Consider the following 22526-nt stretch of genomic DNA (forward strand, 5'->3'; position numbering starts at 1 on the left):
TGATTATAGATATTAAATATTTTGAGCTTAGTATACTAGAATTATATCGGGATTCAACCGCAATGGTGCACCCGAAGGGATTCGAACCCCTGACCGCTCGGTTCGAAGCCGAGTGCTCTATCCAGCTGAGCTACGGATGCGTGTAAGTTCGTAAAAAAATGGTGCATCCGAAGGGATTCGAACCCCTGACCGCCCGGTTCGTAGCCGGGTACTCTATCCAGCTGAGCTACGGATGCATTTTGAATTTGTTAAAATGGTGCATCCGAAGGGATTCGAACCCCTGACCGCCCGGTTCGTAGCCGGGTACTCTATCCAGCTGAGCTACGGATGCATATTTTAATTTTTTTAAATGGCGGTGAGAGAGGGATTCGAACCCTCGATGCAGCTTTTGACCGCATACTCCCTTAGCAGGGGAGCGCCTTCAGCCTCTCGGCCATCTCACCAAAAACATTATGACTTTGCTTGAACAACAAAATCATAATGTCGTGGCGCACATATTACGTTTTACAAAAAATAAGTCAAACATTTTTTTGCTTACGCGTGCTGGTTGTTTATTTCGTGCCCAATATTACTCTTTGGACTCAGGTAATTCATCATTTTTGTTCTGAGATTGATGAATTCTATTGTATATCTCTTCTCGATGAATTGAGACTTCTTTAGGTGCATTAATACCAATTCTGACTTGATTACCTTTCACGCCAAGAATAGTAATAACAACATCATCACCAATAATTAGTGTTTCACCTACTCTCCTAGTTAAAATTAACATTAGATCTCCTAATATCAGTTAAGTATACATCACAATTTTAAGATATAGCTTCGTCAGCCCCCCATCGATAGGACAGAAAGACGGAATTTTACAGAAATACTCAAATATTCAGTTAATAAATATTATATCAACCAATACTGAAATATATCTGGCTAACTTGCTTGTAATTTATTACTGATTTCCTTTTTCATTGAAGACAATGCTTCTGGTAATGCTGATAGATCCATTCCACCTGCTTGGGCGAAATCAGGCCGCCCACCGCCTTTACCACCTACTTTTAATGCTAATTGGGAAACTAATTCGCCGGCTTTGACAATATTGATTAAATCATTCGTTACGCCAGCGGCTAAATTGATTTTGTTATCATTAACAGCGGCCAAAATAATTACTCCCGTTTTTAATTGATTTTTAAGATCATCAATCATGGTACGTAATACTTTTGCCTCAACATTATCAAGTTTAGCAATTAGTAAATTTTTATTATTGATTTTTTCACATTGATTAATTAATTGAGCGCTTTGTTGGCTAGCTTTTTGCGCTTTTAATTGCTCAATGTTTTTTTCAAGTAGTTTAGTTTGTTCAAGCAATTGCTCTACACGAACTAAAACTGCTGATTTATCGCTTTTAACCAATTGTGCAATTTGATTTAATAAATTTGCTTCTTGGTGTATAAAATCCATTGCACTTTGCCCAGAAGTAGCCTCAATACGGCGAACTCCAGAAGCAATGCTTGATTCAGATATTATTTTAAATAAACCTATATTGCCTGTTCTATTTACATGAGTACCACCACATAATTCAATTGAGAAATCGCCCATAGTTAAAACACGAACAATTTCTTCATATTTTTCTCCAAATAGTGCCATAGCCCCTTTATTTCTAGCTTCATCTATTGGCATCAGTTCAACGTCAACAGGTAGATTACAACGGATTTGTTGATTAACTAGATTTTCAATTTCAACAATTTGTTCTTGCGTAATGCTTTGATTATGTGAAAAATCAAAACGCAGATAACTATCAGTAACTAAAGAACCTTTTTGATGAACATGGTTACCTAAAATTTGTTGTAATGCAGCTTGTAATAAATGGGTTGCTGAATGATTGCGTTTAATACGTTCTCTTAACTCAACATCAATTGCCGCTGTTACTAAGTTCCCAACTTTTAGAGAACCTTTAACAAGGTTACCGATATGTCCAATGCTTTTGCCATACTTTTGGCTATCTAAAACAGTAAACTCGCCGTTTGCAGAGGTTAACAAACCTTTATCACCAATTTGTCCGCCTGATTCTCCATAGAATGGCGTTTTATCTAAGATGATAATAGCTTCATCACCAGCATTGACACTTTCAACTTTTTGACCATTTTGGAAAATGGCAATTATTTTCCCTGATGCTTCGGTAGCTTGATAACCTAAAAATTCGGTAGTATCATCAAGTTTAATTACATTGCTATAGTCAACACTAAAAGCACTTGACTCACGAGCACGTTTACGTTGTTCTTCCATACATAGATTGAATCCATCTTCATCAATGGCAATATTTTTTTCGCGACAGACATCTGCGGTTAAATCTAATGGAAAACCAAAAGTATCGTAAAGTTTAAATGCAACATCACCAGGTAATACCGAATTGGTAATTTTAGCTAATTCTTGATCAAGTAAAAACAATCCTCGTTCTAATGTTTTTAAGAATTGCTCTTCTTCAATTTTAAGTGCATCTTCTACTATTTTTTGATTATTCGCTAATTCATCTGCTGCACTTCCCATTACATCAATGAGAGGTTTAACCAATTTGTAGAAAAATATTCCTTTAGCACCTAACATATGTCCGTGACGTACAGCTCGTCGAATAATACGGCGCAACACATAACCACGACCTTCATTAGAAGGCAATACGCCATCTGAAATTAAAAATGCACAAGAACGAATATGGTCAGCAATAACACGTAAAGATTTACTTTCTAAATTTTTAGTTTGAATGATTCCTGCTGCATCATGAATTAATTTTTTAAATAAATCAATTTCATAATTAGAATTAACATGTTGTAAAACTGCAGCAATTCTTTCCAATCCCATACCAGTATCGACCGATGGCTTTGGTAAAGGCTCCATTGTGCCATCAGGATGACGATTAAACTGCATAAAGACAATGTTCCAAATTTCAATGAATCGGTCACCATCTTCTTCAGGACTGCCTGGAGGGCCACCCCAAATGTGATCACCATGATCATAAAAAATTTCTGTACATGGTCCGCATGGTCCTGTATCACCCATTTGCCAGAAGTTGTCTGAAGCAAAAGGAGCACCTTTGTTATCACCGATACGTATGATACGTTCTTTGGGTATACCAATCTCTTTTTCCCAAATTGTGTATGCTTCATCATCTGTTTCATAAACAGTGACGGTTAATTTCTCTTTAGGAATATTAAACCATTCTCTACTGGTTAATAACTCCCAAGCAAAATGAATCGCATCATGTTTAAAATAGTCACCGAAACTAAAGTTTCCTAACATTTCAAAAAAAGTATGATGTCGGGCAGTGTAACCCACATTATCCAAATCATTATGTTTACCGCCAGCGCGAACACAACGTTGTGCAGTTGTTGCTCTGGTATAGGGACGTTTTTCTATTCCTAGAAATACATCTTTGAACTGATTCATTCCCGCGTTAGTAAATAATAGCGTTGGATCATTATGAGGAACAAGGGAACTACTTGCTACAATTTCATGTCCTTTGCTATTGAAAAAGTCAAGAAAATTTTGACGAATTTCTGCAGTGCTTTTCATTTAGGCATCCATATAAACGATAAATTTTTAAACATAGTAATATACCTGTTACAACTAAAGTTGAAAAGTAAAGAAAAGTAAAAAATTCTTTATAATACGGTTGTTCTAGCTAATATTACATGCAAATAAAAGGAAAAATAAAATGATTTAGTGAGCTTAACTAATGGGTAATGAATAATTTAATTCCTGTGTATTTTAGATATTATCAAAATTTAAGTCAATAAATTATACACATCTTTTATATCATCTTGGGTATAACCTCGGGTAACTAAAAATTGCATTATCTTTTGTTTTTCCAAGAGATTTTTAACATTAATTTGGTTAAATTTTTTTAATATTTGCTTGTAGGCATTATACGACCAATTAATATCTAATTTACTTAAAAGTTCATTAGTTAAGTTATTAGGTAGACCTCGTTGTTTTAATTCCATAGCGATTTTATATCTTCCATAACCTTTATTAGATCTCATAACAATATATTTTTCGATATATTGTGTATCGCTCATCCAATTTTGATTAGTACAATATTGAACCACATCAGCAGTTTCAATTTTGAGTTGATTCAATTGCTCATAGTATTCATCTTCTGAGCTTTTTATTTTTTTTGTAAAAAATTGGATAATTTTATTGGTTAGTTCGTAAGATGAATGATCGCGCTGTGCAAGTAATTGCACAGCTTTATTTAAGATTAATTTATTGAGTTTTTTATCCATTATTCAAAGCTTTCATCTTCCGATGCAGTCTCTACGTCCTCAGCAGAAAAAACGGCAGGACTGTTTAATAATAAATCACGTAGTCTTGTTTCAAGTTCTTCAGCTATTTCTGGATGTTCTTGTAAAAATTTAATTGAATTGGCTTTGCCTTGACCAACTTTTTCGCCATTGTAGCTATACCAAGCGCCAGCTTTATCAACTAATTTATGTTTGACACCTAGATCAATCAATTCTCCTTCTTTAGAAATACCACAACCGTAAAGAATTTGAAATTCAGCTTGTCTAAATGGTGCAGCAACTTTATTTTTCACTACTTTTACACGTGTGTCACTACCAATAACATCTTCGCCTTCTTTTACTGCACCAATACGTCGAATATCTAAACGAACTGATGCATAGAATTTAAGCGCATTACCGCCAGTTGTTGTTTCTGGATTACCAAACATTACACCGATTTTCATACGAATTTGGTTAATAAACACCACTAAGCAGTTAGCATTTTTAATATTTGCGGTTAATTTACGTAAAGCTTGTGACATCAAGCGAGCTTGTAATCCCATATGAGAATCACCCATTTCACCTTCAATTTCTGCTTTAGGTGTTAATGCTGCTACTGAGTCAACAATAATAACATCAACAGCACCAGAACGAACTAAGGCATCACAAATTTCAAGTGCCTGTTCACCAGTATCAGGTTGAGAAACTAATAAATCATCAACTTGCACGCCTAATTTAGCGGCATAAATTGGATCTAAAGCATGTTCAGCATCAATAAATGCACATGTTTTGCCTTCTTTTTGCGCTTGTGCAATAACAGATAAAGTTAATGTTGTTTTACCCGATGATTCTGGTCCAAAAATTTCAACAATTCGACCCATTGGTAAGCCGCCAATACCTAATGCAATATCGAGTCCTAAAGATCCAGTAGAGACAGAATCAACGTCCAACGTTTGGGTATCCCCTAAACGCATAATAGAACCTTTACCAAATTGTTTTTCTATTTGACTTAATGCAGCCGAAAGTGCTCGTTGTTTGTTTTCGTTCATATTATAAAATTCCAATGAGTTAGTATATTGATACACATTATACTGTATTGTTATACAGTATCAAGTTTTTTTTATATCTAATAATCATTTAGTTAATAATGGGAAATCCTTCACAATTTTTGTTTAAATATTACTGGTAATAGTTCATTTGATTGTAACAAATAGTGACGAAACGAAAAGATTCAAGATTACATTTAAACAGATGAATGGATTCGATAATGATATAATTTTATATACGGTTTTTATAATGTTTTATGCATTTTAATTTTGAGGTAAGATTTTTCATTTAATATATAAAAAACATTTCTTAACCAACCGATATACTCAAAAGTGAGTAATCAAATTATGCTAATTTGAGTTGGTAATGCTTTCATAAAAAAATGGCATTTGATATGATGAGTAACGAAGAAGTTTTAGTCATTTTATATATTAAAAGTAATTATCCCCTTGTGATAAAGTAAAAGTAATGTATCAATTTTTTTACTTAAATATTACGCTAACCTGAAACATCTTTACATTTAAAGTAACTATCAAATAAAGAGAAATAATGACTGTTGATAAACAACAATATGTTTTATGTTCGCACTGTGATTTGGTCATAGAATTAGCTGATGTAACAATAGGTCATAAAGCTATATGTCCTCGTTGTAATACAACTTTAGCCAAAAAAAGCATTAATATGAAATTTCGAGCTGCAATGTATGCGGTTTGTTCACTGATTATGATTATTGTAGCTTGCGGTTTTATTTTTATTGATATTCGCCTTGTTGGTAATTTTAATGGTGTAAGTGTTTTAGATATTCCAAAAACCCTTTTTTTTGATAAATATAGTTATATATCAGCACTTTTTATTTTATTTGTTTTAATTTTTCCCATAATAAATCTTCTAATCATTGGTTTGCTTTGTTCAAAATTTAAAATATCAAAGTATCGTAAAAGAGATTTATTAATTATTTATGAAAAATTTAAACATTGGTGTATGCCTGAAATATTTATCACAGGCATTTTGGTTAGCTTCGTAAAACTAATGAGTTATGGCAGTATAGGTGTCACAAGTACATTTTGGGCATTTTGTTTATTTGTATTTTTTTATATAAAAGCCCAAGTTATTTTTTCACCAGAAACAATTTGGGAAGAAATTCATACTAATAATTTTGCTCAAACACCATTAAAAGTTGGTAAAACGGCAATAAGTCAAAACTTGAAGTTGTGCGGTTGTTGCCATGCCATGATGCCAATAGCTTTTGGTAAATGCCCAAGATGTAAACAAAAAAGTGCCGTGAGAAATCGCGATAAAATACAGTGGACGATAGCGTTATTAGTTACTTCACTAATTATCTATATTCCTGCGAATGTATTTGGGATCATGATAACGGTAGTTTTTGGTTCACCATCAACATCGACAATTATGGATGGTGTTATTTATATGTGGCAGGCAGGTGATGTGCCTGTGGCATTAGTTATTTTTATTGCCAGTATCGTTATTCCAATTTTGAAAATAATTTCATTAAGCTGGCTTTGCTATTTTGCAATAGCAGTGAAAAGAAAAAATAAGCATAATTGCCTGCAAATGAAGAAATTGTATGGTGCAGTTGAGTTTATTGGTAAATGGTCAATGATTGATATATTTGTTGTATCGGTTGTTTGTTCACTAGTTAGAAATCAACAAATGATGGGGGTTTATCCTGATATAGGAGTTACTTTTTTCGCAACCGTTGTGATTATTACTATGATTGCATCACAAAAATTTGATCCGCGCTTAATTTGGGATCACTCTCCAGTTAAAAGTTATAATAAATAGGAATACTATGGCAACATCAAGTAAATTAGCGAAAATCATCAAAATTCGAGCTATCTCGGCTATATGGATTATTCCAATTGTTACTGCAATTGTTGGTCTTTGGATCATCTATTCGCATTTTGCTGATAGAGGGACTTCTTTTACCTTACTTGCGAAAGATGCAAGTGGTATTGTCGCAGGCAAAACAGTTATAAAAAACCGTAGTGTTGATATCGGTATTGTCGATGAAGTAACTTTATCAAAAGATTTTGAAAAAGTGGTTATTAAAGGTCGGATCTATAATGATATGGAACCACTTCTAAAAAATGATTCTATTTTTTGGGTTGTCAAACCGGAGATTGGTCGTGATGGTGTGACAGGGTTAGGCACTATTGTATCTGGTGTTTATATTGAGTTAGCGTCAGGAAACGATACGCATAATTTCAAAAATAATCCTTTTATACTATCCGATACTCCACCATTATCTGATCCAAGTATTAAAGGAATTCGAGTCAATCTTGAAAGTGATCAAAATGGTGTGATTCCACGTGGAGCATCAGTGATGTTTCATGGTTATCGTGTTGGTAATGTTGAAACTTCCGAGTTTGATATTAATTCACGTAAAATGAAATACCAAATTTTTATTACTAAACCTTATGATGCTTTAGTCACTCAAAATGTCCGCTTTTGGAAGGAAGGAGGCATTGATTTAACATTGTCTTCGTCCGGTGCTAGTCTGAACGTACCTTCCTTAGATGTTTTAATGTCTGGTGGGATTAGTTTTGATTTGCCGGATGGCTCTAAGTTAGGAGCGCCAGCTGAGCAATATGCAGTATATAAATTATATGAAAATAAAAAATCAATTCAAGATTCACAATACACAGAATATAAAGAGTTTCTGATTATGCTCTCTGAATCCATATCAGGATTGGTTGAAGGGGCACCTGTTGAATATCATGGTATTCGGCTAGGTACAGTATCAAAAGTCCCATTTTATACAGCTGAAATGTTAGATAAAACATCTATTTTAAATCAAAAAGTACCTGTTTTAATCAGGATTGAGCCCGATCGCTTATCGGAATGGGTTGATGAAAAGATCGATATCGCAACCTTAATAATGAATGAGCAAAAAAATGGATTAAGAGCCTCGTTAAAAACTTCTAATATGTTTACAGGTGCGCTTTATATTGATCTTGATTTTTATCCTGAATTAAAAAATAAATATAATGCCAACTTATCCAATCAATATGGTTATAGTACTATAGAAACAACGTCAACAGGTATTGCTCAAATTCAAGCCAAAGTCATGCAGTTATTAGACAATTTTAATCATTTACCATTGAATAATACTATGACGGAATTTAATAAATCGCTCGCTTCAAGTCAGCGCTTAATAAATTCATTAAATCAAATAATGGCAAGTAATGAAATGCAAAATATGCCAAAAGATCTACAAAAAACCTTAAGAACATTAAATGATACCATGAAAGGCATACAACCAGGATCAGAACTTAATAAGCAAATGAATGAGAGTTTGCAAAAAGTTCAACAAATGATGGATGAATTAACGCCATTACTTAATACACTCAATGATAAAAGTAATGCATTGATTTTCTCAGCTCCGATTAAGAAAGATCAAGAACCGAAAGCAAAGGGTAAAAAATAATGAATAAGATGATGAGAAATTTACTTCTAACATTTTGCGGAACTGCATTTATGTTATTAGTTGGCTGTTCAACGAATATACCTAACAAAAGTTATTTCCAATTAGCTACTAGTTTACCTATTCAAACACCAAAAACATTGAAATCAACCGATCGTTTTCTAATGATCGACTCAGTTGATGTGGTCAGTTTTTTAAATAAGTCTGGTATTGTTTTGCAAACAGAAGATATCAAGTATGTCACAGCAACAAATAATTTATGGGTTTCGACGCTTTCTCAACAGCTTGAAGAACGTTTAGTACAAGATTTAAGTTTGTTACTACCAGATTATTTGGTTTCGAGTACATCTTTGACCACACCAACATTAACTGTGAAACTTTTTATTGATGGTTTTCATGGTAGTTATAATGGTGATGCAATTATAAAAGGACGTTGGATTGTTACTGATAATAAAAATCATATTGAAACAAAACCATTTGAACGCCATGTTCCATTAGCAAAAAATGGTTATGATGCTTTAGTTAAAGCATTGTCAAAAGGTTGGCAAGAAGAAGAGCAAGATTTTGTTTATTCTATAACACATTAAATTATTAAATATTCCGTCAGAATTCTGGCGGAATATTTAAATAATAAAAGATCACAAGAGCCGCTTAAACCGATCAAATACTTTATTATCAATTTCAACCCATTTACGAACACTATTAATAAAGGCAATTTTATCTGCATTTAATAATTCGTTAATTAAGATTGTTTTTTCAATTATTTGTTTTTTATCCAAATAAAATTGTCGCATAGTACCAGCCAATAATCCCGATTCAATTTTAGGTGTTACCCATTGATTATTAATCAATAGCACAAGATTGCCGTTAACAAATTCAGTTATTTCATTATATTGATTAAAATTAATATATTCCTTACCTATAGTTAATTGTGGGAAATGTTCACGGTTTGATGTTTTGTGATACAAATAGACATTTTTGTTATTCACGCATTGTGGTGCCAATACGATTTCATTAATGTTCATAGCTGTATTAATAACATCTTTACTTATTTTCCATTGACCATCTTGTTGTAGTAAAATTCTGATTTTATAACTACCTTCAGTATCTGAATTGGCTAATTTAACCAATTGCAATTTGATAGATTCAATATCACATTTAAAATCAAAATAGCTAGCCGAATCAGTCAGTCTGGTTAAATGTTCATTGAGTAATAAAAATTGCCCATTTTCTAATAATAATGATTCAATAAGATATCGAGGAGTCGTTGTTGTGGAGTTTAATATAGCGGTCTTAGCTAAAATTTCCTCGTATTCATCGTGTGATGTTGAATCCCAAGTGATTCCTCCTCCAACACCATAATGTATCTGCTGATTGTGAATGGTTAACGTCCGAATTGGAATATTAAATATTGCTGCTTTCCTATAGGGTTTAATGTAACCTATGGTTCCACAGTATATGCCTCTAGGTGAGTTCTCCGTGTCTGCAATGATCCGCATTGTACTTGTTTTAGGTGCACCAGTAATTGAACCACAAGGAAACAATGCTTGAAAAATTTGATACAAACTGACATTTTCTGCTAATTCAGCTTGAATGGTTGAGGTTAACTGCCAAACGGTAGGGTATTTTTCGGTAGAAAATAATTTGGGTACAATGACTGATCCTGTCTTAGCAATTCGGCTTAAATCATTACGTAATAAATCAACAATCATCATATTTTCAGCCTGATTTTTCTCAGAAAATAATGTTTCTAACTGTTGTTTATCATGTTGATTATTTAAACCACGAGCAGCGGTTCCTTTCATCGGCCTTGTCGTAATCGTTTGATTGTCTAATTTAAAAAATAGCTCAGGTGAAATTGATAAAATCTGATAATGTTCAAATTCAAGATAAGCACAATAATGCGCTTGGTTATTTTTTTGTAAAAATTTATAGTAATTAAAGGCATTATCATTAAATGGTGCACTAAATTGAATCGTGTAATTGGTTTGATAAGTATTTCCTAATTCAATTTGTCCGCGGATATAGTCGATTTTTTGATTATATTCTTCAATTGAAGTATCGCATTTTAAATCGAACAGAGAAGGTTGATAATCATTTTTGGTTGATGATTCAACTATTGAATAATCCCTGTAAATACCAAAGAGTAACACAGGTAATGCATCACTTGAGTTAGAGATTTTTTTGGTTCTATTTGCTTGATTAAATCCCATTGCACTTTCATAAGCAAGATAACCGACCGCATAAAAGCCTTGCTGAGTGAATTTTTCAATTGCATCTAATTGCTGTTTAACAGTAGTGTAATCGTTAGATCTCAAAATTGTTATTGGGTCAGAAAAACATTTCTGTTGATTCTCAAAATCAATATACATTTTCATATTCATTTTACTCATATATAAAATTATGAATCATTTGTAAACCTGATTCTGTTTTGATTGCTTCTGGATGAAATTGTACCGATTCAATAGGTAATGTCTTATGACGTAATCCCATAATAAGACCTTGTTTGTTGCGCGCAGTAACAATTAGTGGAGAGTTTGTGTGAGATAAATTGTCGTTAACAATTAAAGAGTGATAGCGAACTATAGAAAGCGGGTTTTTAATGCCTTTAAATAATCCTTGACCATCATGTGTAATTTCATCGATTTTGCCGTGCATAGGTAAAGGTGCTTTACAAATAGAATAACCATAATACTGTGCAATCGCTTGATGTCCCAAACAAATTCCTAATATAGGGCAATAATGAGCAAATTCAGCAATCACAGTAAGTGATACTCCGGCATTACTTGGTGTTCCTGGGCCAGGTGAAATAATTATTTTAGCAAAGGGGAGCTGTTTTATTTGTTCAATGGTCATTTCATCATTTTTTATCACTTGGACAGTTGCATCCAATCGGCATAAATAATCATATATATTGAACGTAAAAGAATCATAATTATCTATTAATAGTATCAAAATATTTTCCGTTAATTAAAAAAATTCTTTGTCAACTTGGTAATGATGTAAATCATCATTATAAATGATAAGACACTACAGCCGACATTATCGATAACACTTTTATTACATTGATTTGATTAATCAAGTTAGCTTTAGTTTAAATCTGTATACTTCTGGCTCCATTATACAAGCAAGAAACTCAAATGAGAGATGATTGCTAACTTAATATTGCACATTATTCTTATTTTTTTACTTAAACGTACCCATAACCTGAAACATCTTGACAAGATTACCTTATTTTTGTGATGCCACTCGCAAAAACATACAACTCTACTTGTATGGTAGTATTAATATCGCTATTTTTGTGATGCTTAATTTCTACAAAGAGGTATCAAATGAAAATAATTAAAGCCGAAGTTTTTGTATGCAGTCCAGGACGAAACTTTGTCACATTGAAAATAACTACAGATGAAGGGGTTTGTGGTATTGGTGATGCAACACTTAATGGACGTGAATTATCAGTGGCTTCTTATCTTAAAGATCATCTTTGCCCACAATTAATAGGGAGAGATGCCAGTCAAATAGAAGATATTTTTCAATATTTCTATAAAGGTGCCTATTGGCGTCGAGGCCCCGTGACGATGTCAGCGATATCTGCCATAGATATGGCGTTATGGGATATCAAAGGTAAAGTTGCCAATATGCCACTTTATCAATTATTGGGCGGTGCTTCACGCACTGGCGTAATGGTGTATTGTCATACTACAGGAAAAGATATTGGAGAAGCATTGGATGATTATGCTAGACATAAAGAGATGGGTTTTAAAGCAATTCGAGTCCAATGCGGTATACCGGGAATGAAAACGACATATGGTCAAAGCAAAGGGAAAAATCTGGCATATGAGCCTGCTACGCGTGGCAATTATCCTGAAGAGCAGTTTTGGGCAACAGATAAATATCTCGACTTTACACCAAAATTGTTTGAAGCGGTAAGAAGCAAATTCGGTTTCAACGAGCATTTATTACATGATATGCACCATCGCTTAACTCCAATTGAAGCTGCGCGTTTTGGTAAAAGTATTGAGGATTATCGTCTATTTTGGATGGAAGATCCAACACCTGCAGAAAATCAAGAATGTTTCCGTCTAATTCGTCAACATACAGTTACTCCCATTGCTGTCGGTGAAGTATTTAACAGTATATGGGATTGCAAACAGCTAATTGAAGAACAGTTGATTGATTATATCCGAACTACAATTACTCATGCAGGTGGTATTACTCACATGCGTCGTATTGCTGATTTTGCTGCACTTTATCAAGTTAGAACTGGCTCTCATGGACCATCTGATTTATCACCAATTTGTCATGCTGCTGCTCTACATTTTGATATGTGGGTACCTAACTTTGGTGTACAGGAGTTTATGGGCTACTCAGAACAAATGTTAGAAGTCTTTTCACCTAATTGGACTTTTAATGATGGTTATATGCATCCAAGTGATGAACCGGGTTTAGGTATCGATTTTGATGAAAAACTCGCCAAAAAATACCCATACAACCCAGCTTATCTGCCAATTGCTCGTTTAGAAGATGGCACTTTATGGAATTGGTAAGTTCAAGGAGTTTATATGAAAAGTATTGTAATAAAACAACCTAATGAATTAGCCATTGAAGAGCGTGAAGTTCCTCTGCCGAAATCTGGAGAAGTTAGAGTAAAAGTTAAATTAGCAGGCATTTGTGGTTCAGATAGTCATATTTATCGCGGTCATAATCCTTTCGCCAAATATCCAAGAGTAATTGGACACGAATTTTTTGGTGTAATTGATGCAGTTGGAGAGGGAGTTGAGCAATCAAGAATTGGTGAGCGTGTTTCAATCGATCCTGTACTTAGCTGTGGAGATTGTTATCCTTGCTCGGTTGGTCGACCAAATGTATGTACATCATTAACTGTACTGGGTGTTCATCGTGATGGTGGATTTAGTCAGTATGCAGTTGTACCAAGTAAAAATGCTTATGTAATACCAACTGAAATCGATGATGAACTTGCCGTAATGATAGAACCTTTCACAATAGCTGCTAATTCAACGGCACAGTTAAAACCGACCCCAAACGATACTGCATTAATTTATGGTGCAGGTCCGATGGGATTAACCTCAGTACAAGCTCTGAAGGGTGTGTATAACGTTAAAGAAGTGGTCGTTGTTGATCGCATTGATGAACGTTTAATTATGGCAAAAGATAGCGGTGCTGATCGGATTATTAATAACACATCATTTTCTGTAAAAGATGAATTGGAAAAATTGAATATCAAACCAACGGTAATTATTGATGCCGCTTGTCACCCATCGATTTTACAAGAGGCTATTACAATTGCATCGCCAGCAGCAAGAATTCTCATAATGGGCTTTTCAAGCGATCCATGTCAGATAACACAACAGGGCATTACCAGTAAAGAGCTTTCTATATTCTCTTCACGACTCAATGCGAATAAATTCCCAATTGTTATTAATTGGTTAAATAAGAAACTCATTGATCCTAAAAAACTTATTACTCATCGATTTGATTATACAGATGTGATTGAGGCTATCCAAACTTTCGAAAAAGATCAGAGTAAGTGTTGCAAGGTTTTACTGACTTTTAGTTAGGTGAATTTTTATGTACTAAATGATAAGCGAGTTAGATATGAATAAGATAGGAAATAATAAAAGTGACAGAAATACTTCAGATTTAGTTAAAGCAGCTGTTTCTGGTTGGCTTGGAACCGCATTAGAATTTATGGATTTCCAATTATATTCTTTAGGCGCAGCACTTGTATTTCGCGAAATATTTTTTCCAGAACAATCAGCAATTATGGCATTGATATTAGCTATGGGAACCTATGGCGCAGGATACATTGCACGTATTGTTGGCGCTTTTGTTTTTGGTCGCATGGGGGATGCCATTGGTAGAAAGAAAGTATTATTTATAACGATCACTATGATGGGTATTTGTACCACGTTGATAGGATTTTTACCAACTTATGCACAAGTTGGTATTTTGGCACCATTAATGTTGGTTGTTTTACGTATTATTCAGGGATTGGGTGCTGGTGCTGAAATTTCTGGTGCTGGTACTATGCTCGCAGAATATGCACCAAAAGGTAAACGAGGGATTATTTCATCACTTGTCGCAATGGGAACCAATTGTGGTACTTTAAGTGCAACAGCAATTTGGGCAATAATGTTTTTTTTACTGGACAAAGATCAGCTCATATCTTGGGGTTGGCGAGTACCATTCATTGCTAGTGTCATTGTTATGTTTTTTGCCATATGGCTTAGAATGAATTTAAAAGAGAGTCCTGTATTTGATGATATAAGTGATGCAAATGTAGAAAAATTTAATGATGAACCATCAATTAAGCATATTTCGTTATTAGAAATGTTTAAAAGCAAATCTTTTTGGTTAGCAACGGGTTTACGTTTTGGTCAAGCTGGAAATTCAGGTTTAATCCAAACTTTTTTAGCCGGTTACTTAGTACAAGCATTATTATTTGAAAAAAGTATACCAACTGATGCTTTAATGATCAGTTCGATTGTTGGATTCTTCACAATTCCTTTCTTAGGTTTGTTATCAGATAAAATTGGTCGCCGCCTACCTTATATCATTATGACTTTGTCAGCAATGATTCTTGCTTATCCAATGTTATCCATTATTGTTAATAAAAATCACCCAGTAAATACCATTATGTTATGTTTAATTGTTATTCATAATGTTGCAGTATTAGGACTGTTCGCTTTAGAAAACATTACAATGGCGGAAATGTTTGGGGCTCGTAATCGTTTTACACAAATGGCGATATCCAAAGAAGCGGGTGGACTTATTGCTGTAGGGTTTGGGCCAATATTAGCGGGAATTTTCTGTAATATGGTGAATGATTGGTGGCCAATTGTTGTTATGATTATTCTCTATTCATGCATCAGTTTAATTTCCGCAATTTTTATGCCAGAAGTCAAAGATCGTAATTTATCTGATTTAAAAGATGCTGCAGAATAAATATAAAAATATAAAAATGGAAAAAAATAATGAAATTATCTAATCAAGCTTTATTACAACTACCTAAAGAGGTCATTGTCCCAAATTATGATAGAAATCAAATTAAAACGAAAATAGTTCATCTTGGTTTTGGTGCTTTTCATCGTGCTCATCAAGCAGTGTTTACTGATATTTTAGCTGCAGAACATAATAGTGATTGGGGATACTGTGAAGTCAATTTAATGGGTGGTGAAAAACAAATCGCTGATCTTAAAGAGCAAAACTATTTATTTAGTGTGTGTGAGATGTTCTATGATAACTGGTCTACCCGAGTTGTGGGTGTAGTTAAAGAAGCATTACATGTTGATGTAGATGGCATAGTGAAAATTCTAGATGTCATGACGCACCCACAAATCGCGATTATATCACTAACTGTTACCGAAAAAGGTTATTGCTATTTACCCGCAACAGCATCAATTGATATCAATAACGTACTTATTAAACACGATATAGATAATCCAACTAATCCTAAAAGTGCACCGGGTGTAATTGTTGAAGCTTTACGTATTCGTAAAGAAAAAGGCTTAAAACCCTTTACTGTCATGTCTTGTGACAATATGCCTGAAAATGGTCATGTAACACGTAATGTGATTTTGGCTTTAGCAAAAATAAGGGATGCAAATTTAACACAATGGATTGAAAAAAATGTCAGCTTTCCATCTACAATGGTTGATCGAATTGTGCCGGCAGTAACGTTAGATACAATGGCAAAAATACAAAAGCAGTTGGGAGGCATAGAGGATCTTGTTGGTATTGCCGGTGAACCATTCATACAATGGGTTATCGAAGATAATTTTGTAGCAGGTCGCCCAGAATGGGAAAAATCCGGTGCTGAGTTAGTAAATGATGTTTTTCCGTATGAAGAAATGAAATTACGTATGCTGAACGGTAGTCACTCCTTTTTAGCCTATTTAGGCTATTTGGCTGGGTATCTACACATAGATGAATGTATGCAAGATCCTTATTATGTAAAAGCCGCTCGTCACCTTATACTTCAGGAGCAAGCAACAACCTTACGTGTAAAAGATATAGATTTACTAGCCTACGCGAATTCGTTACTTGATCGTTATCGTAACACGGGTCTTAAGCATCGTACTTGGCAAATCGCAATGGATGGTACATTAAAATTACCACAACGCATGCTCGATTCGGTTCGTTTTCATTTAGCGAATAATACACCATTTCATTGTTTAGCTTTAGGTATCGCGGCTTGGATGCGATATGTTAGTGGTGTCGATGATAATGGTAAAGTTATTGAAGTTAGTGATCCTGCTGCCGAGCAACTAAAAGCGTTGGTATCAAACAGCCCAGATAATCAAGAACGAATCAAAGCATTATTATCATTGACGCATGTTTTTGGTAAAGATTTATCCAGCAATCAATATTTTATCGATCAAGTTACCAACGCTTATTTATCTTTAAGGGATAAAGGGGCTAAACAAACCGTCGAACAATTAGCGCAGAGTTTTCAATACAACTAACAATAATCCCTAAAATCAAAGTGTAATTACCAGTAATGGTATTACACTTTTCTAAATATTTAAGTATAAGACAGAACCCATTTTATTGTTTTGAGTTTTTATTAAAAAAACTTTTCATATACTTAAAAATCACCTACTATTCTTAGTAATTTATTTTATTACTTTAAGATGGTATATGTTTAAATCTATCGACTTAAATATTTCTGAACCTGTTAATCAACAAATTTATCGTACATTAAGAAAAGCTATTATTACCTGTTATGTATTGCCTGGTGTTTTACTTTCAGAAAAAGAAATTTCCAGTCAATTCAATGTTTCTCGCCAACCTGTTCGTGAAGCGTTCATTAAACTAGCTGAAGCAGGTCTTGTACAAATTCTCCCTCAACGTGGCACATTCGTAACCAAAATTTCTATTAAAAAAGTAATTGATGGACAATTTATTCGTGAAGCGGTTGAATGCGCTATTATCAAACGCGCCGCTATAGAAATTAGCCAATCAGATATTTCATTGTTACAAAAAAATCTTGCGGAACAAAAACAAGCCAATGAATGTAAAGATGTATGCTATTTTCTGGAAAAAGATGATGAATTCCATCAAATATTAATGAATGTAATTGATTGTCCCATGGCATGGCAAACGGTAGAAAATATCAAAGCAATGATGGATAGAGTAAGATTTTTAACATTAGAAGATATTTCTCCACCGGAAGATTTAGTTAAACAACATGAAAAAATTTTGATTGCACTGGAAAATCATGATCCAGAGCTTGCAGTACAAGCTTTACATGAACATTTGTCGACGATTCTTCAAACCATAACAATTGTATCGCAGAAAAAAAATGAATGGTTTATTGATTAATTTTTATTTCATGGATTGTAAAACCGAACCATTTTTAAAATGTTAGATTTATATCTTTGGCTTTTAGTTAAAGAAGAATGAAATTATTGGTTATCATTATGCTAGGATGTTTTTGTTTTGAAAAAACTGGGTAAAGTTGTAATATGATTAAACAATTAAAAATTCAAGTGAGTGGACGGGTACAAGGGGTTGGATTTCGTTTTTTTACTCAACAAAAAGCGAAAAAACTTGGATTATTGGGTTACGTTAAAAATTTGGATAATGGTGATGTTGAAATTCTTGTTCAAGGAGATAGTCTGCAAATAACCCAATTCACTGAATGGCTTAACCATGGGGGTCCCTCTTCTGCTCGAATTAGCAATGTTAGTATTTATGAATTAATACCTGATATTGATTTAACTTCTTTTAATGTCAGATATTAATTTAATAAAAAATAAAGTAAAATAACTGAATTGCTGAACTTAAAGATAACGATTTATCCTTGTTATTGATTAAACTTATTCGTGTGATAAAAATATGCTATGAATAAAAAAAATTTAATCTATATCTTACTTATCATTGTGGTGATTGGTGTTTATTATAATTATCAGAAAGATGATGACTCAGATACAATGTCAACAATCAATTTAACTGATACACCAATATATCAAAGCGATAATATGATAACAAATATTTATGACATATCAGGAGAGATCATCTATAAAATAGAATCAGTTAAAGTTAGACATTTTGAAGAATCAAATAATACTGAATTTGATTTACCCAATTTGACTATTTATGATCGAATGCATTCTGCTACATGGCATATTCACTCACAAAAAGCTACGTTAACCAATGATAAGCTGATTTACCTAAATCAAAATGTTCAATTAGATAATTTAACTACTGATGCTCAATTACAGCATATATTAACAGATAATGCCATTATTGATTTAACGACCCAAAATGTCACCTCTAAAGATCTTGTTACTATAAAAGGGGTTGGTTTTTTTTCAAAGGGTCAAGGATTAGCTGGAAATCTACGAACAAAAACCGCGAACATACTTGAAAATATAAAAACTTATTATAACACTGGGGCACAATAAAAAAATGAGATTGCAAAAACGGTTTATTTATCCATTATTTTTTATATTATTTATTTCATATGGGTGTTTTGCTGATGAACCAAATACATCAACACCCGAAGTACAACAAGATAAAAAGATGTTAGTTAATAATAAACCTATTACTATAGATGCTAATAACCAACAGATTGATATTGACAAAAATATCATAACATTTAGTGGTAATGTGCATATAACTCAAGATGGTTTAACAATCATAGCTGATAAAGTGATTGTTACTGATATGCAGGATTCTACAAAACAGAAAATTACAGCTTATGGTAATCCAGTAAACTTTAAACAAATATTACCTCAAAATAATAAAATTGTGACAGGACATTCAGAGCAAATTATCTATGATGTTAAACAAAATATTGTCACCTTGCAGAATAATGCAGAATTATTTCAGCAGGATAATCATGTTGTTAGTTCAATCATTACTTATAATGTTAAAAAGCAGTTGATACTAGCTCAACCTAAACAAGGTCGAGTAAAAAGCACTATAATTCCAAGCCAAGTTAAAGAGATTAATAAATAAAATGTCAATTTTAAAAGCGGAAAATTTAGCCAAAATTTACAAGAAACGTCGTGTGGTTGAAGATGTAAGTTTAACTGTAAACTCAGGTGAAATTGTTGGTTTATTAGGGCCTAATGGTGCTGGTAAAACCACCACTTTTTATATGGTTGTTGGTATTGTAACTTTAAATGCGGGTAAAATATTTCTTGATGATCATGATATAAGCATATTACCTTTACACGAACGAGCTCAAAAGGGAATCGGTTATTTACCTCAAGAAGCTTCAATCTTTAGGAAACTCTCGGTTATTGACAATATTATGGCCATTTTAGAAACACGGAATGATATTGATAAAAACGAAAAAATTGAACGAGCTGAAGAACTTCTTGAGGAATTTCATATCACCCATATACGTGACAATAGTGGACAATCTTTATCTGGTGGTGAAAGACGTAGAGTTGAGATTGCTAGAGCGTTAGCGGCTAACCCTAAATTTATTTTACTTGACGAACCTTTCGCAGGAGTTGATCCTATATCGGTTATTGATATAAAAAATATAATTAAACATTTACGCGATAGAGGACTTGGCGTATTAATAACGGACCACAATGTGCGCGAAACATTAGACGTTTGTGAACGGGCTTATATTGTAAATAAAGGACATTTAATTGCTGAGGGTTCACCAAGTGATATCTTAAGTAACGAATATGTTAAACGCGTTTACTTAGGAAATGAATTTAGATTATGATAAAACCCAGTTTACAACTGAAAATTTCTCAACAGTTGTCAATGACACCTCAACTTCAACTAGCGATACGACTGTTACAGTTGTCAACGTTAGAATTACAGCAAGAAATTCAAAGTGCACTTGAAAATAATCCGTTACTTGAGATTGCAGATCAATATGATGAAGTAAATATTGAGCAAATTGAATTAAGTGAAAACGTTGACACTCGTGAAGCCTTAGATAGCCGAGAAATTCCTGATGATATACCGCTTGATGCTTCATTAGATGATATTTATACAGCAGGAACGCCCTCAGGAACTCATTCTGATTATCGTAATGATGAATTACCTGTTTATCAAGGCGAAACTCATGAAACATTATATGACTATTTAAAATGGCAACTTGATTTAACCCCTTTTAGCGACATTGATCGTGCCATTGCTGTGTCAATTCTTGATGCTATTGATGAAAGAGGCTATTTGACTGTTTCATTGGATGAAATCTTAGAAGAACAAGGTAATGATGAGATTGAACTTGAAGAAGTTGAAACGGTTTTAAAACGAATTTGGCATTTTGATCCAATCGGCGTTGGAGCAAGGACGTTGCAAGAGTGTTTATCAATTCAAATCCAATATTTGACTCCACCAACATTTGTTAAACAAATTATTGATAATTATCTTGATTTATTAGCAGTTCGTGATTATCGCACACTGAAAAAAATATTGAATGCAACAGATGAACAACTCAAAGAATCTATTGATTTTATTCAGCATTTGCAACCTTATCCGGGTGATTCAGTAAATACTACCCCTCCAGATTATGTGATCCCAGATGTATTAGTCAAAAAAATGAATGGGAGATGGATTGTTGATTTAAATAATGACACGATGCCTACTTTACGTATTAACCAGCAATATGCAGCTATGGAAAAAATTGCCAGTCAAAGCGATAGCCAATATATAAAATCACATTTACAAGATGCTAATTGGTTTATTAAAAGTATAGAAAATCGTAACGAGACTTTGTTAAAAGTTAGCCAATTTATTGTTGAACACCAACAAGAGTTTTTCGAGCATGGTGCAGAATCTATGAAACCAATGATTTTATCGGATGTGGCTACGGCTATTGATATGCATGAATCAACAATTTCTCGTGTGACTACTCAAAAATATTTACAGAGTCCTGCTGGAATATTTGAACTAAAATTCTTTTTCTCAAGCCATGTTAATACTGAATCTGGGGGGGAAGCTTCGTCAACAGCTATTCGGGCATTAATAAAAAAATACATATCCACAGAAGACCGTAAAAAACCATTGAGTGATAGTAAGTTAGTTTCGATGTTGGAAAAGCAAGGAATAATTATTGCTCGAAGGACAGTGGCCAAATATCGAGAAGCTTTGTCTATTCCACCATCAAGTCAACGAAAACAGCTTTGAGCTATAAGTTAAAGCAAAAGTGTTATTACAATCATTTGAATGGAAAAATTAAAAAATTCTATTGATTTGATTAATTATAATATTTGTTGTGAATAAGCCGTCAAATTGCCGTTAAAAATAATTTTCTGTATAACTAATAGCGATTCTTGATAAGTTCCAATAATTTCGACTAATAGTATCGTTGTGCGCATGTGTTTAATCTATGTATCAAAACAGTATGTTAAAGGGTGATCAGCAATATTATCGATCGTAAATTCTGTTTTGGTCATAAAGGTTAACTATTCACGAGGCGTATAGTCACAAACATGTGGTGTATCATGCAACGCCTCAATTATTTGTAACCAAATATCCGATACTGGATGTTTAAAGAATACCACATCCATTATTATTAATTTGCCATTTGTTTTAATGATCGTATACAGTTCATGTCAACTTTTATCCATGTCACAATAGTGGTGTGTGGAATAGTGACTTGCAACAAAATCAAATTGACTATCAGCAAAAGTATGCTGTTCGGCACAATCTGGTACTGTCGATGAGATTACTTAAACCATGTTCCTTAGCTGTTTGAAACACAACAGATATCATTTCATTAGATTGATCATAAGGCAATAACTTGTTTTACATGTGGTGCGACAGTA

The 22526-nt window shown here is 33.5% G+C and carries 19 protein-coding genes and 4 tRNA genes; 13 read left to right on the forward strand and 10 right to left on the reverse strand.

Going from position 1 to position 22526, the window contains the following annotated elements:
* Nucleotides 1-63 precede the first annotated feature (63 nt).
* The 8 genes from J4T76_RS07525 to recA all read right to left on the reverse strand — a co-directional run bounded on the left by J4T76_RS07525 (nucleotide 64) and on the right by recA (nucleotide 5314).
* A tRNA-Arg gene (locus tag J4T76_RS07525) sits at nucleotides 64-140 on the reverse strand.
* A gap of 19 nt (nucleotides 141-159) precedes the next feature.
* Nucleotides 160-236: transfer RNA gene (locus J4T76_RS07530), tRNA-Arg, on the reverse strand.
* Between the two features lie 18 nt (nucleotides 237-254).
* Nucleotides 255-331 (reverse strand) — tRNA-Arg (locus tag J4T76_RS07535).
* Nucleotides 332-350: 19 nt separating this feature from the next.
* Nucleotides 351-443, reverse strand: a tRNA-Ser gene (locus tag J4T76_RS07540).
* Nucleotides 444-568: 125 nt separating this feature from the next.
* Entirely contained in the window at nucleotides 569-769 is a 201-nt protein-coding gene (csrA, locus tag J4T76_RS07545; RefSeq protein WP_198235577.1) for a carbon storage regulator CsrA, read from the reverse strand.
* 152 nt (nucleotides 770-921) lie between these two features.
* Nucleotides 922-3555 carry an alanine--tRNA ligase gene (alaS, locus tag J4T76_RS07550; protein WP_267339861.1) on the reverse strand — a complete coding sequence of 878 codons (2634 nt, stop codon included), beginning with the start codon at nucleotides 3553-3555 and terminating at the stop codon, nucleotides 922-924.
* 212 nt (nucleotides 3556-3767) lie between these two features.
* Nucleotides 3768-4268, reverse strand: coding sequence for a regulatory protein RecX (locus tag J4T76_RS07555; protein ID WP_267345340.1), 501 nt, complete (start codon nucleotides 4266-4268; stop codon nucleotides 3768-3770).
* Complete coding sequence (gene recA / locus J4T76_RS07560; protein WP_267339858.1) at nucleotides 4268-5314, reverse strand: recombinase RecA; 1047 nt, start codon at nucleotides 5312-5314, stop codon at nucleotides 4268-4270. The genes J4T76_RS07555 and recA overlap by 1 nt, the downstream gene beginning before the upstream one ends.
* A gap of 547 nt (nucleotides 5315-5861) precedes the next feature.
* Here recA and J4T76_RS07565 point away from each other — a divergent pair.
* Genes J4T76_RS07565 through J4T76_RS07575 form a run of 3 tightly spaced genes read left to right on the forward strand, consistent with a single transcriptional unit; the run spans nucleotide 5862 to nucleotide 9344 of the window.
* A complete protein-coding gene (locus J4T76_RS07565) occupies nucleotides 5862-7115 on the forward strand; it encodes a PqiA/YebS family transporter subunit (RefSeq protein ID WP_267339856.1) in 1254 nt (417 codons plus the stop codon).
* A 7-nt stretch (nucleotides 7116-7122) separates the two neighbouring features.
* A complete protein-coding gene (pqiB, locus tag J4T76_RS07570; RefSeq protein ID WP_267355568.1) occupies nucleotides 7123-8760 on the forward strand; it encodes an intermembrane transport protein PqiB in 1638 nt (545 codons plus the stop codon).
* Nucleotides 8760-9344 carry an ABC-type transport auxiliary lipoprotein family protein gene (locus tag J4T76_RS07575; protein ID WP_267355570.1) on the forward strand — a complete coding sequence of 195 codons (585 nt, stop codon included), beginning with the start codon at nucleotides 8760-8762 and terminating at the stop codon, nucleotides 9342-9344. Before pqiB ends, J4T76_RS07575 begins: the two co-directional genes overlap by 1 nt.
* A 51-nt stretch (nucleotides 9345-9395) precedes the next feature.
* Here J4T76_RS07575 and pabB read toward each other — a convergent pair whose 3' ends face one another.
* Nucleotides 9396-11135, reverse strand: a complete 1740-nt coding sequence (pabB, locus tag J4T76_RS07580) for an aminodeoxychorismate synthase component I (RefSeq protein ID WP_267355572.1) — start codon at nucleotides 11133-11135, stop codon at nucleotides 9396-9398.
* 7 nt (nucleotides 11136-11142) lie between these two features.
* A complete protein-coding gene (locus tag J4T76_RS07585) occupies nucleotides 11143-11712 on the reverse strand; it encodes an anthranilate synthase component II (RefSeq protein WP_267339850.1) in 570 nt (189 codons plus the stop codon).
* Nucleotides 11713-12089: 377 nt separating this feature from the next.
* On the opposite strand from J4T76_RS07585, the gene manD reads away from it, so the two are divergent.
* The 10 genes from manD to J4T76_RS07635 all read left to right on the forward strand — a co-directional run bounded on the left by manD (nucleotide 12090) and on the right by J4T76_RS07635 (nucleotide 21885).
* A complete protein-coding gene (manD, locus tag J4T76_RS07590) occupies nucleotides 12090-13304 on the forward strand; it encodes a D-mannonate dehydratase ManD (RefSeq protein WP_267345336.1) in 1215 nt (404 codons plus the stop codon).
* Nucleotides 13305-13319: 15 nt separating this feature from the next.
* Nucleotides 13320-14336, forward strand: coding sequence for a Zn-dependent oxidoreductase (locus J4T76_RS07595; RefSeq protein WP_267354601.1), 1017 nt, complete (start codon nucleotides 13320-13322; stop codon nucleotides 14334-14336).
* 37 nt (nucleotides 14337-14373) lie between these two features.
* The gene (locus J4T76_RS07600) at nucleotides 14374-15723 is read left to right on the forward strand and encodes an MFS transporter (protein WP_267354602.1); all 1350 of its coding nucleotides are present in this window, start codon (nucleotides 14374-14376) and stop codon (nucleotides 15721-15723) included.
* Nucleotides 15724-15752: 29 nt separating this feature from the next.
* Nucleotides 15753-17243: a mannitol dehydrogenase family protein gene (locus J4T76_RS07605; RefSeq protein WP_267355574.1), complete on the forward strand. Its 1491-nt coding sequence runs from the start codon at nucleotides 15753-15755 to the stop codon at nucleotides 17241-17243.
* 175 nt (nucleotides 17244-17418) lie between these two features.
* Entirely contained in the window at nucleotides 17419-18102 is a 684-nt protein-coding gene (locus J4T76_RS07610; RefSeq protein ID WP_267339844.1) for a GntR family transcriptional regulator, read from the forward strand.
* A gap of 143 nt (nucleotides 18103-18245) precedes the next feature.
* Complete coding sequence (gene yccX / locus J4T76_RS07615) at nucleotides 18246-18524, forward strand: acylphosphatase (RefSeq protein ID WP_267339843.1); 279 nt, start codon at nucleotides 18246-18248, stop codon at nucleotides 18522-18524.
* 99 nt (nucleotides 18525-18623) lie between these two features.
* Nucleotides 18624-19187, forward strand: coding sequence for an LPS export ABC transporter periplasmic protein LptC (gene lptC / locus J4T76_RS07620; protein ID WP_267339842.1), 564 nt, complete (start codon nucleotides 18624-18626; stop codon nucleotides 19185-19187).
* Between the two features lie 4 nt (nucleotides 19188-19191).
* Nucleotides 19192-19743 (forward strand): lipopolysaccharide transport periplasmic protein LptA, encoded by a 552-nt coding sequence (gene lptA, locus J4T76_RS07625; RefSeq protein WP_267339841.1) that lies wholly within the window; start codon nucleotides 19192-19194, stop codon nucleotides 19741-19743.
* Nucleotide 19744: 1 nt separating this feature from the next.
* Entirely contained in the window at nucleotides 19745-20470 is a 726-nt protein-coding gene (gene lptB / locus J4T76_RS07630) for an LPS export ABC transporter ATP-binding protein (RefSeq protein ID WP_267339839.1), read from the forward strand.
* The gene (locus tag J4T76_RS07635; protein ID WP_416380550.1) at nucleotides 20470-21885 is read left to right on the forward strand and encodes an RNA polymerase factor sigma-54; all 1416 of its coding nucleotides are present in this window, start codon (nucleotides 20470-20472) and stop codon (nucleotides 21883-21885) included. The genes lptB and J4T76_RS07635 overlap by 1 nt, the downstream gene beginning before the upstream one ends.
* Nucleotides 21886-22526 lie beyond the last annotated feature (641 nt).

The organism is Gilliamella sp. B3022 (genome assembly GCF_028751545.1).
Taxonomy (GTDB): Bacteria; Pseudomonadota; Gammaproteobacteria; order Enterobacterales; family Orbaceae; genus Gilliamella.